Origin of the sequence: Microvirga splendida (assembly GCF_016427565.1) — a bacterium.
Lineage (GTDB): Bacteria > Pseudomonadota > Alphaproteobacteria > Rhizobiales > Beijerinckiaceae > Microvirga > Microvirga splendida.
Genome location: NZ_JAELXT010000006.1, coordinates 136240 through 148202, shown reverse-complemented (window position 1 = coordinate 148202; position 11963 = coordinate 136240). Strand labels below are relative to the sequence as shown.

10 protein-coding genes are annotated in these 11963 nt (G+C 66.4%); 3 read left to right on the top strand and 7 right to left on the bottom strand.

The window, feature by feature from the left end:
- Positions 1–3: 3 nt before the first annotated feature.
- The 5 genes from ppx to JAO75_RS08560 all read right to left on the bottom strand — a co-directional run bounded on the left by ppx (position 4) and on the right by JAO75_RS08560 (position 6309).
- On the bottom strand, positions 4–1524 hold the full coding sequence (gene ppx, locus JAO75_RS08580; protein ID WP_199048325.1) for an exopolyphosphatase: 1521 nt from the start codon (positions 1522–1524) through the stop codon (positions 4–6).
- A 1-nt stretch (position 1525) separates the two neighbouring features.
- Positions 1526–3841 (bottom strand): RNA degradosome polyphosphate kinase, encoded by a 2316-nt coding sequence (locus JAO75_RS08575; protein WP_199048323.1) that lies wholly within the window; start codon positions 3839–3841, stop codon positions 1526–1528.
- A complete protein-coding gene (locus JAO75_RS08570) occupies positions 3838–4530 on the bottom strand; it encodes a P-loop NTPase family protein (protein ID WP_199048321.1) in 693 nt (230 codons plus the stop codon). Before JAO75_RS08570 ends, JAO75_RS08575 begins: the two co-directional genes overlap by 4 nt.
- Positions 4523–5641 carry an AI-2E family transporter gene (locus JAO75_RS08565; protein WP_199048319.1) on the bottom strand — a complete coding sequence of 373 codons (1119 nt, stop codon included), beginning with the start codon at positions 5639–5641 and terminating at the stop codon, positions 4523–4525. Before JAO75_RS08565 ends, JAO75_RS08570 begins: the two co-directional genes overlap by 8 nt.
- Positions 5642–5778: 137 nt before the next feature.
- Positions 5779–6309, bottom strand: a complete 531-nt coding sequence (locus JAO75_RS08560; protein WP_199048317.1) for a CDP-alcohol phosphatidyltransferase family protein — start codon at positions 6307–6309, stop codon at positions 5779–5781.
- Between the two features lie 143 nt (positions 6310–6452).
- Here JAO75_RS08560 and JAO75_RS08555 point away from each other — a divergent pair, with 143 nt between their 5' ends.
- From JAO75_RS08555 to purN, 3 genes are all read left to right on the top strand, one after another.
- Positions 6453–7067: a GyrI-like domain-containing protein gene (locus JAO75_RS08555; protein ID WP_199048315.1), complete on the top strand. Its 615-nt coding sequence runs from the start codon at positions 6453–6455 to the stop codon at positions 7065–7067.
- 119 nt (positions 7068–7186) lie between these two features.
- On the top strand, positions 7187–8266 hold the full coding sequence (gene purM, locus JAO75_RS08550; RefSeq protein WP_199048313.1) for a phosphoribosylformylglycinamidine cyclo-ligase: 1080 nt from the start codon (positions 7187–7189) through the stop codon (positions 8264–8266).
- Positions 8266–8910: a phosphoribosylglycinamide formyltransferase gene (gene purN, locus JAO75_RS08545; RefSeq protein ID WP_199048311.1), complete on the top strand. Its 645-nt coding sequence runs from the start codon at positions 8266–8268 to the stop codon at positions 8908–8910. The genes purM and purN overlap by 1 nt, the downstream gene beginning before the upstream one ends.
- A 139-nt stretch (positions 8911–9049) precedes the next feature.
- On the opposite strand, the gene JAO75_RS08540 is transcribed toward purN, so the two are convergent.
- Positions 9050–9415 carry a hypothetical protein gene (locus tag JAO75_RS08540; RefSeq protein WP_199048309.1) on the bottom strand — a complete coding sequence of 122 codons (366 nt, stop codon included), beginning with the start codon at positions 9413–9415 and terminating at the stop codon, positions 9050–9052.
- Positions 9416–9672: 257 nt separating this feature from the next.
- The gene (locus tag JAO75_RS08535; RefSeq protein ID WP_199048307.1) at positions 9673–11826 is read right to left on the bottom strand and encodes a molybdopterin-containing oxidoreductase family protein; all 2154 of its coding nucleotides are present in this window, start codon (positions 11824–11826) and stop codon (positions 9673–9675) included.
- Between the last annotated feature and the right edge of the window lie 137 nt (positions 11827–11963).

Here is an 11963-nt window from a genome sequence, read left to right as displayed (position 1 = left end):
GGCTCATACGATCTCGACCGTCGGCTCCATGTTGAGGAGCTTGCCGAGCGCACGCATGCGGCCGGTCAGGCGCTCGTTGGCGAGCGGCTCCATGGCGGCCGGGAGCTGCAGCACAACCTGGCTGCCCCGGGCGAGCAGGGGCGCCTGGGGCAGCACGCCCTCCATGGCGACCGACACCGGGTAGGCCACCCGCATGAGCGCCGCGAGCAGGCGGGCGCGCTCCATCAGGCGCGGGCCGGCCAGCGTCTTGATGCGCGAGCTCACCTTATCGGGCGAAAGCCCCTCGTGCCGGAAGAAGACCGACAGGGCGAGATAGGCGCGGCCCGGATGGTCGATTCCCGCGAAGGCCCCGTAGGCGATGAGGTTGAGGCTCTGCTCGCCCCGGTAATCGGGATGCACGCGCCAGCCGATATCGGCGAGCAGGCAGGCCGCGCGGCGCAGGCGGATGTCGTAATCCGTCTCCGGCAGGCCGAGGCTGCGGATGAAGGCTTCCGTCCACCCGCACAGCTCCTCGCCATGGCGCGGCGAGCGGGAACGCAGCAGGTTGAGGGCGCTCGCGGCGGCGATGAGCGGATCGCGCTCGCGGGTCTCCGCGTCGAGCTTGTCGAAGAGCACGCCCTCGCGCACGCCGAAGGCGGAAATCGTCACCTCCTTCGGTTCGCCGAGCCGGATGATCTCCTCCAGCAGGATGGCCCCATAGGCGAGCAGCGGGCGCCGGGCTTCCGAGATGCTCTCGATGTCCTTGAGGGTCTTGGAATCGGCCTCTTCCACGAGGTGCAGGAAGTCGAGCCCGTCCTCGGGATCGAGGATGTAGCCGTGCATCACGTGGAGCGGATAATCCTGCGCCGCCTGGTGCAGCTTGGCGAGGGCGCGCCAGGTGCCGCCCACCGCATAGAAGGTGCGGCCATGCAGGTTCTCGAGATATTCCGGTGCGCGCTCAAGGGCCTCGCGCACGATCTTCTGCGCCTTGCGCAACGAGCCGCCGCTCACGTCCTGCAGGGCAAGGCCGCCGAGCGGCATGGTGATGCCCTGCCCCACCTGGGAGCCGCGCACGTCCACCAGCTCCAGGCTGCCGCCGCCCATGTCGCCGACGATGCCGTCCGGCTCGTGGAAGCCGGCGATGACCCCAAGCGCCGAGGCCCGCGCCTCCTCGGCGCCGGACAGGAGGCTGATCGGCTGGCCGCAGGCCTTTTCCGCCGCCTCCAGGAAGGCCGGGCCGTTGGAAGCATCGCGCGCGGCCGCGGTGGCGAGCACGAAGATCTCCGACACGTTCATCGTGTCGCAGAGAACGCGAAAGCGCGCGAGCGCCCGAAGCGCCCGGTCGACCGCCTCCTCGTCGAGGCGGCCGGTGGTCGCCACGTGGCGGCCGAGACCGCAGAGAACCTTCTCGTTGTAGATCGGCGTCACCGCGCGCGAGAGGCCCTCATAGGCCACGAGACGCACGGAGTTCGAGCCGATGTCGATGATTGCCACCGGGCGGCCGAGCTTGAGCCGCCCCGGTGCCTCATGGCTGAGCGCCGGCATGCTAGCGCTGCCCGCGCTTGGCGAGCGCTTTGGGGCTGGAGGTCTTGAGGGACTTGCCACGGCCTGAGAGGCTTGGGTTCGTCATGAAATACTTGTGGGCATTGAACGGCTCCTCGCCCTTGCCGGGCACGATCCGCTGACTCGTTCCGTCGGGTAATACCGTCCAGCTCTGCTCGTTGTCGAGGAGGTTGGCGAGCATGATCTGGTCGAGCACCTGCTGGTGCACCGTGGGGTTCACGATGGGCATCAGCGCCTCGACCCGGCGGTCGAGGTTGCGCGACATGAGATCCGCCGACGAGATGTACACATGCGCCTTGGTGCTGGGCAGCCCGTGCCCGTTGCCGAAAGCGTAGATGCGCGTGTGCTCCAGGAAGCGCCCGACGATGGACTTGACCCGGATGTTCTCCGACAGGCCCCTGATGCCGGGACGCAGGCAGCAGATGCCGCGCACGATCAGGTCGATCTGCACGCCGGCGGCGGATGCGTCGTAGAGCGCATCGATGATCACGGGATCGACCAACGAATTGCACTTGCACCAGATCGCGGCGGGCCGCCCGGCCTTGGCGTGGGCGATCTCCTCCTCGATGTGCTGGAGCAGGCGCTTCTTGAGGGTGAGCGGCGAGACCGCCATGCGCTCCAGCTCCGCCGGCTCCGCATAGCCCGTGACGAAGTTGAAGATGCGCGACACGTCCCGCCCGATGGCCGGATCGGCGGTGAAATAGGACAGGTCCGTGTAGATGCGGGCCGTGATCGGGTGGTAGTTGCCCGTGCCCACATGGCAATAGGTGATGAGCTGGCTGCCCTCGCGCCGCACCACCATGGACAGCTTGGCATGGGTCTTCAGCTCGATGAAGCCGAACACGACCTGCGCGCCCGCACGCTCCAGGTCGCGCGCCCAGCGGATGTTGGCCTCCTCGTCGAAGCGGGCTTTCAGCTCCACCAGGGCGGTCACGGACTTTCCGGCCTCCGCCGCCTCGGCCAGCGCCGCCACGATGGGCGAGTTGGACGACGTGCGGTAGAGCGTCTGCTTGATCGCCACCACGTTCGGGTCGCGGGCCGCCTGGTGCAGGAACTGCACCACCGCGTCGAAGGATTCGTAAGGATGGTGGACGATGATGTCCTTCTCGCGGATCGCCGCGAAGCAATCGCCGCTGTGCTCGCGGATGCGCTCGGGAAAGCGCGGGTTGTACGGCTTGAACTTGAGGTCGGGCCGCTCCAGAGCCACGAGCTGGGACAGGTCCCGCAGGCCCATCATGCCCTCGACGACGAAGACCTCGTCGTCCGAGACCTCCAGCTCCTCGGCCACGAAGAGGCGCAGGTCCTCCGGCATCGCCGCCTCGACCTCCAGGCGGATCACGCTGCCGCGGCGGCGCTGCTTGAGCGCCGACTCGAACAGGCGCACCAGATCCTCGGCCTCTTCCTCCACCTCGATATCGGAATCGCGGATCACCCGGAATGCGCCCTGCCCCTGCACCTCGTAGCCGGGGAAAAGCCTGCTCGTGTAGAGCACGATCATCTGCTCCAGGGCGATGAAGCGGGTGGCGCCGGTCTCGGCGAAATCCGGCAGGCGGATGAAGCGCTCGCCCCGCGACGGCAGGCGGATCAGGGCGTTCAGCACCTTGCCGTCGCTCCGCCGCGCCAGCTTCAGGGCGATGGAGGAGCCGAGATTGGGGATGAACGGGAACGGGTGCGCCGGGTCGATGGCGAGCGGGGTCAGCACCGGGAAGATATGGCTGAGGAAGTAATCCTCGAGCCAGGAGGCCTCGGCCTTGGTCAGGCCCGCGCCCTCGGCGAGGACGATCCCCTCCTCCAGCACCATGTCCCGCAGCTCGCGCCAGCGCCTCTGCTGGTCGGAGGCGAGGTTCGACACCGCCACGGAAATCTTCGCGAGCTGCTCCTGCAGCAGGAGCCCGTCCTGCGACACGGTCGTGAGGCCGGAGCGGACCTGGCCGCGCAGGCCCGCGACGCGGACCATGAAGAACTCGTCCAGGTTCTCGGCCGAGATCGAGAGGAAGCGCAGCTGCTCCAGGAGCGGGTGATGGGCGTTGGAGGCCTCCTCCAGCACCCGGCGGTTGAACTGCAGCCAGGAGAGCTCCCGGTTGATGAAGCGCTGCGGGAACTTGCGCAGGGCCGCGCCGTCGAGCTCGATATCCGGCGGAGCCTTGGGCAGCGGGGCTTCGCTGACGGTCTCCACCTCTTTCAGGGCAATCGCGCTGCGCACCTCGTTCTCCGCCGCTTCACTCTTCGGCGCTCGTTTTGCTCTGGGCTTCGTGACGGTTTCACGACGGTTCGACAACAGGGCGTTTTCAGGCTTCACTCGTTCTCATCCGTTTCCTGCGCGGCGCCTAGGATTTCGGCCGCGATGGCCCGCGAGACACGCCGGCCCCGGCTTAAGGCCTCCCGGTCGAGGAGAGCCACGATCTCGGAGGCCTTGGCGAGCGAGCGTTCGATCCGCAAGGCAATATAGTCGACAACGGAGGTGTCGACCACGAGTTGCCTGTCCACGAACAGCTTCACCAGCACCGCCTTGAGGAGGGCATCGTCCGGCGCCTCCAGGGCGACGCCCGGCGCCAGCCGCAGGCGGGACAGGAGGTCGGGCGTTCTCAATCCCCAGCGGTCGGGAGGCGTCTCGCTGGTGATGAGCAGGGACGCCCTCTTCTCGCGGGCGAGGTTCAGGAGGTGGAACAGGGCCGCCTCGTCCCGCTCGCCCCGGTCCATGTCCTCGATGGCGAGCGCCCCGTTCGAGACGAGATGCGGGACCTTGTCGTGGGTGATCGCCGCGGCGTCCACCGTCCAGGCATGGGCGTTGGTGGCCCAGATCGAGGCCAGGTGGCTCTTGCCGCTGCCGCGCGGTCCCACGAGCAGGAGGATCGTGTCCGGCCAGTCGGGCCAGGTCTCGATGAGGCCGTAGGCCTGCTCGTTGGAGGGGCTGACGAGAAAGTCCTCGGCCCCGAAGCGCGGGTCCAGGGGAAGGTCGAAGGCCAGCTGCTTGGGCACCTCACGCATCGAGATCGGCCTTGCGATCGATCTCGATGCGAGGTTTCAGGATCACCGGATCGGTGCCCTGATAGATGGGGCTGGCGAGATACTGGCGCAGGGCGAAGCGGGCGATGACCCCGATGGCCGCCGCCAGCGGCACCGCCAGCAGCAGGCCGACGAAGCCGAAGAGCGCGCCGAAGGCCACGAGCGCGAACATGAGCCAGACCGGGTGCAGGCCGACGGACTCGCCGACCAGCTTCGGCGACAGGATGTTGCCTTCCACGAACTGGCCGAAAATGAAGATGCCGAGCGTCGCGACGATCATGGTCCAGTCCGGCCAGAACTGCACGATAGCGACCCCGACCGAGAGGATGAGGCCGGTGAGCGAGCCCACATAGGGGATGAAGCTCAGGAGCCCGGCCGTCATGCCGATGAGCGCCCCGAAATTGAGCCCGATCAGCGCGAGGCTGACCGCATAGAAGGTGCCGAGGATCAGGCAGACCAGGGCCTGCCCGCGCACGAAGCCGGCGATGGCCCGGTCGATGTCCCGGGCGATGTCGCGGATCGTGTCCCGGTGGCGCATGGGCATCCAGGAATCGACGGTTCTCACCATGCGGTCCCAGTCCACGAGCATGTAGAAGGCCACCACCGGAGTCACCACCAGCAGGGAGAAGATGCCGATCAGCGCCTGCCCGCCGGACCACAGCCCCTGGAGGAAGGTGGTCATCCAGGCGATGCCCTGGCTGATGAGGTTGCCGACGGACGGGGGCGCGGCCGGCAGCGCCTCCTCGATGCCGAGGCGCCGGACGAGCGGGCCGAGCTGCTCGGCCCCGAGCTCCTGCAGCCGTGCCACGTAGCCGGGCAGCCTCTCCACGAAGGCACCGACCTGCTGGGCCGCGAAAGGCACCAGGATCATCAGGGCGACGATGAAAACCAGCACGAACAGGATGAGGATTATCAGGCTGGCGCCGAGGCGCCCGACGCCGATCTTCTGCATCCGGTCGGCCAGGGGGTCGAGCAGATAGGCCAGCGCGAAGCCCGCCACGAAGGGCAACAGAATGCCGCGCAGCACGAACAGCAGCAGCACCGCGACGACCAGCGCCGCAATCCAGAACCCGATCTGCCGTTGGACCGTCATCGGTACACCTTACACTCCAGAGCATCGTGCGGAAAAGTGGACCCGGTTTTCCGCCCGAACGATGCTCTCATCCAGGAAGAAAGCATCGGATCGATCCCAAAAGTGCAAATCCACTTTTGGGTCCGATGCTTCGGTCATCAGCTTCCCATGTGCCGCAACCAGCCCCCGAGATAGGCACCTGCCGATGCGACGGTCAAGGTCGCCACCACCAGCATGGCGACATCCTCCAGCCCCGCGAGTTCCGCCCCGAAGGCATTGGCGGCCAGCGCGAAGGCCGCAAAGGCGATCTGGGCGCCCGTGTTCAGCTTGCTCACGAGGATCGGCTTGATCTCGACCGGGCGGCTCATGACCCAGGACAGGAGCACGGCGGCCACGATCATCACGTCACGGGACACCACCACGATGGCAAGCCAGCTCGGGATGGCGCCAACGACGGCAAGCGTCACGTAGATCGAAACCAGGAGCGCCTTGTCGGCAATGGGATCGATATAGGCCCCGAACTCGCTCCGCATGTCGAACCGGCGGGCGATGAACCCGTCCACGGCATCCGAGACCCCGGCCACCACGAACAGGACGAAGGCAGCCACCCACCGCTGCTGCATGATCATGACGATCACGATGGGCACGATGATGAGGCGGGCGATGGTGATGATGTTCGGAATGGTCATCGGCGGTGATGATGGACGCTCGGGGGGCGGAGTTCAACGTCTGGAGAGACAAAGTCGGGATGGTGGGCAAGCCTGTTGCTCAGCTAACGTCAGAATTGTATCTGTATAACTGTTCCGTACCGTCGAGAACCCGGGAAAGCGGCATGGATAAGATCGACTTCAAGAAGCTCTACAAAGAGCTGTTCCAAGCCCCGGTCGGTCGCTTCAAACAAATCGAAGTCCCTACGCTTCGGTTTCTCAAAGTGGACGGCCATGGAGATCCCAACACCGCCGAAGCCTTCAAGAACGCGGTCGAATGGCTCTACTCGGTCAGTTACGGCATGAAATTCGCCGCCAAGACGGCTCAGTCCCTGGACTACGTCGTACCTCCGCTTGAGGGACTGTGGTGGGCGGACGATCCTGCAAGTTTCGTCGCGCGCCGAAAGGCCGAGTGGCACTGGACGCTGATGATTATGGCACCAGACTTCATTGGACTGGACCTGTTCGAAGCCGCGATCAGAAAGACCTCGGGAAGACTGGGCGAACCACCCGACAGCCTACGGTTGGAGCCTTACGTGGAGGGCCGCTGCCTCCAGGCGCTCCATGTCGGAAGCTACGACGATGAAGGACCTCTTCTCGCCAAGCTCTACAACGAGACGATGCCGGCCCAGGGCTTCGTGCGCAATGGTCACCATCACGAGATCTATCTGAGCGATGCTCGCAAGACAGCGCCGAGCAAACTCAGGACCATCCTCCGCCAGCCTGTAAAGCCTGCCTAGGCGCCGGTTGAAGCCATCGGCTTTCCCCATCTGCCATGCTTCACAAGATCCAAAAGTGACATAGCCCCTTGCCTCCCGCCCCCTCCAGGCTTACTGCCCACCCCAACACGGGGTGAGCCATGACGACCGAGAAGTCCGAGAAGCAGACGAACGGCCTGACCTATGCCCAGGCGGGCGTGGACATCGATGCGGGCAACGCCATGGTCGACCAGATCAAGCCCCTGGTGCGCTCCACGCGCCGGCCGGGCGCGGACGCGGAGATCGGCGGCTTCGGCGGGCTCTTCGACCTCAAGGCCGCGGGCTTCAAGGACCCGATCCTGGTGGCGGCCAATGACGGGGTCGGCACCAAGGTGAAGATCGCCATCGACACGGGAATCCACGACACCATCGGCATCGACCTCGTGGCCATGTGCGTGAACGACATCATCGTGCAGGGCGCCGAGCCCCTGTTCTTCCTCGACTACTTCGCCACCGGCAAGCTCTCGCCCGAGGTCGGCGTCCATATCGTCAAGGGCATCGCCGAGGGCTGTCTCCAGGCGGGCTGCGCGCTGATCGGCGGCGAGACCGCCGAGATGCCGGGGCTCTACGCCAAGGGCGACTACGACCTCGCGGGCTTTGCCGTGGGCGCGGCCGAGCGCGGCACGCTGCTCCCCAAGGACGTGAGCGTGGGCGACGTGCTCATCGGCCTGCCCTCCTCCGGGGTCCATTCGAACGGCTTCTCCCTGGTGCGCCGGATCGTCGAGCATTCCGGCCTGGCCTGGGATGCGCCCGCCGCCTTCGCATCGGGCAAAACCCTGGCCCAGGCCCTGCTGGAGCCGACCCGGATCTACGTGAAGGCCCTGTTGGAGGTGCTGAAAACCGGCGACGGCATCAACGCGCTGTGCCACATCACCGGCGGCGGCTTCCCCGACAACATCCCGCGCGTGCTGCCCGACGGCGTCGGCGTGCGCCTCGACCTCGATGCCATCGCGGTTCCGCCCGTGTTCGGCTGGTTGGCCAAGACCGGCGGCGTGGCCGAGACCGAGATGCTGCGCACCTTCAACTGCGGCATCGGCATGATCGTGGTGGCGAGCGCCGACAAGGCGGACGCGGTGATGGAGCGCCTTCGCCAGGCCGGCGAAAACCCGGTTCGCATCGGCGAGACGATTGCCCATGCAGGCGGCGAGAGCGTGCAGACTTCAGGCTCCTTAAAGCTTTGATGACCCGCCGCGTCGCCATCCTGATCTCGGGCCGCGGCTCGAACATGGCCTCGCTGATCGAGGCCGCTCAGGCTGCGGACTTCCCGGCCGAGATCGCCCTCGTCCTCTCGAACCGCCCGGACGCGGAAGGGTTAGCGCGGGCGAAGGATTCCGGGCTCGCGACGCTCGCCATCGACCACAAGGCTTTTCCCGACCGGGAGAGCTTCGACCGGGCGCTGGATGCGGCGCTCAACGAGCACGACATCGCCTTCATCTGCCTTGCCGGCTTCATGCGGGTGCTCAGCGACTGGTTCGTGGAGCGCTGGGCCGGGCGCATGATCAACATCCACCCGTCCCTCCTGCCCCTCTATCGCGGCACGCAGACCCATCGCCGGGCGCTCGAGGACGGCGTGCTGGTGCATGGCTGCACGGTGCATTTCGTGGTGCCGGAGCTCGATGCCGGCCCGATCATCGCCCAGGCCGTGGTGCCGGTGGTGCCGGGCGACACGCAGGAGAGCCTCGCCGCCCGCGTGATCGCGCAGGAGCACCGGCTCTACCCGCAGGCGTTGCGGATGATCTGCGACGGCACGGCCCGGCTGGAGAACGGGCGGGTTGTGTTTTCGAGGCAGTGGGATGCAGGCGGCGCGCTGCATTCGCCGACTTAAAACCCATCCACCCTCGTCATCCCCGGACTTGTTCCGGGGATCCACGCTCTCAACCCGTTTCAAGACGTGGATGGCCGGGACTGATCCCCGGATCAAGTCCGGGGACGGCCATGACGATAAGGCAGATAAGTGCTTTCAGTTAAATCTGCGGGCGCGGCAGCCTGCAGGAATCGAGGGCGGCAAGCGCCTTGGCGCGGGCGGTGTCGTTGAACACGCCGGTGTCGCGATAGGCCTGCACCTCCTCGGCGCTGAGCGAGCGCATGGTGCGGCCGGCATAGCAGTCGCAGGCCCGGTTGAGCGAAGACTCGCTCGCCTCGCTCTGGAGCTTCGCCTGGATGACGGTGCAGGCCTGGCTCACCCGGGCGCGCAGCTGGCTGATGCTCTCGGTCTTCAGGGCCGGATCGGGCTGGTATTGGGTCGGCATGTTGGAGGCGGCAGCATACGCGGCCGTCGCGCTCACGGAAACGGCGGCTGCGACGAGCAGCGCGCGGGCGGTCGAGATCATGGACAGCTCCCCAGAGATGAAATCACGTTCGGCGGTTAAGAATAGGCTTGGCCGTTCAGGATCAAGGGGGAGATGTGGATAGGCTTAAGAAGGTCTGACTATCCGATCGGGGCTTCAACCTAAGCCCTCATCCTGAGGAGGTGCGTCAGCACCGTCTCGAAGGATCAGGGCGTCTCCAGTGCTCTCTGGAGCCTCCTTCGAGACGGTCGCTTCGCGACCTCCTCAGGATGAGGTTAGTATTTGTTTCAGTCTTCGGACTAGCCGACGAGCGCCTCGGGCCGATGCTGTTTCCTCGCCACCGGCGGCTCCAGGGACGAGTCGAGATCGGCCTTTTCCAGCGCCACCCGGTTGTCGTGGAAGGCTGCGCCGCCATAGGGCGCCACTTGGTCGCCGCCCGTGAGCGTGTTGATGCCGCGCCCGAAGGGATGGGCGGCGTTGGGCCAGATGCCCTCGGCGATGAGCACGCCGCGCCGGACGCCGTCGAACGGCTTTGCGCGCAGGAACACCTCGCCGCGGTGGTTCCTGAGCTTCACCCAATCGCCCTCAACGATGCCTTGAGCCTGCGCATCGGCCGGGTTGATCATCACCTCGGGCCGCCGCTCCTTGTCGAGCGAGGTCGGGGTTTCGGTGAAGCTGGAATTGAGGAAGTTGCGCGCCGGGCTCGTGGCGAGGCGGAACGGGTGCTCCTCGGTCGCCTCCTCGATCACCTCCCAATGGTCGGGGAAGGCCGGCATGGCGGCCCAGGGCCCCATGGGCCCGTTGTTGGAGGAGGGAATCGTGGTCCAATCGGGCTTGAAGCGGAACTTGCCGTCCGGGTAGGCGAAGCCGTTGAGAAAATGCGCCTCCTCGAAGGGCGGCTGCGCATCGACATGCACCTGCGCCTCAAGGTTTTCGAGCGATCCCCGGCCGGAGTTCTGGAGCGTCCAGTCGATGATCTCGCGCGGCTCCATACTGAACCCGCGATGCTCGGCGCCGAGGCGCTGGGCCAGCCCGCGAAAGACCTCGTGGTTGGAACGGCACTCGCCGGGCGGATCGATGAGCTTCGGCCCGACCTGGAAATGCTGGTGGCCGCCGCCGGAATAGAGGTCGTCGTGCTCCATGAACATGGTCGCGGGCAGCACGATGTCGGCCATGAGCGCCGTCTCGGTCATGAACTGCTCGTGGACGCAGACGAAGAGGTCGTCGCGGCGAAAACCCTGCTTCACCAATTCCTGCTCCGGCGCGACGGAGACCGGGTTGGTGTTCTGGATCAGCATCGCCTTCACGGGCGGGCCGTTGTAGAGCGCTTCGGCGTCGCCGGTGAGCACGCGGCCGATCTGCGACTGGTCGAGGATGCGGATCGCCGGATCGATGGCGTCGTGCCCCTCGATCAGGGCCTTGTTCCAGCGATAGATGCCGCTGTTGGAATGCAGTGCGCCGCCGCCCTCGTACTGCCACGCGCCGGTCACGGCCGGGATCGACAGGGCCGCATGCATGTTGACCACGCCGTTGCGCTGGCGCGCGAAGCCGAAGCCGAGGCGGAAATAGGTGCGCTTGGTGGTGCCCACGAGCTTGGCGAAGGCCTCGATCTCCTGCACGGACAGGCCTGTGATGGCCGAGGCCCAGGCGGGGTCGCGGGTGCGCAGATGCTCTTCCAACTCGCGCGGATGGTCGGTGTAGCGCTCAAGATAATCCCAATCCGCATAACCGTCGCGGAACAGCACGTGCATGACCGCGCAGGCGAGCGCGCCGTCGGTGCCGGGGCGCAGGAGCAGCGCCATGTCGGCCTGCTTCATGGTGGCGTTGTCGTAGATGTCGATGGCGACGATCCTGGCTCCGCGTTCCTTGCGGGCCTTCATCGCGTGGGTCATCACGTTGACCTGGGTGTGCACCGCGTTGGTGCCCCAGATCACGATGCAGTCGGACGCCGCCATCTCGCGCGGATCGGCGCCGCGCAGGTGGCCGGTGCCGGCCACGTAGCCCGTATAGGCCATGGCCGTGCAGATGGTGGAATACTGGCCGGAATATTTCTTCACATGGCGCAGGCGGTTGATGCCGTCGCGCATCACGTAGCCCATGGTGCCGGCATAGTAATAGGGCCAGACGGATTCCGAGCCGAACTCCCGCTCGGCCTCCAGGAACTTCTTCGCCACGATGTCCAGCGCCTCGTCCCAGGAGATGCGCTCGAAGGATCCTGAGCCCTTCGGGCCCGTGCGCCGCATGGGGTAGAGCAGCCGGTCCGGGTTGTGGATGCGCTCCGCATAGCGCGCCACCTTCGCGCAGATCACGCCCGCCGTGTAGGTGTTCGACTTCGCCCCATGCACGCGCCCGATGGTGCGCCCGTCGATCACCTCCACCTCGAGGGAGCAGACGGAGGGGCAGTCATGCGGGCAGACCGAGGCGCGGCGTTCGATGCGGGGGGCTTGGTTCATGGCGGGCGCATGATGAGGGAAAGGGCCAAAAATGAAAAGGCCGCCTCTTCTCCCTCTCCCGTTTGGGAGAGGGCTGGGGTGAGGGGATGCCGCCGGACAAGATGGCAGAACAGCCCAAAAGCAAATGGCCGGGGCGA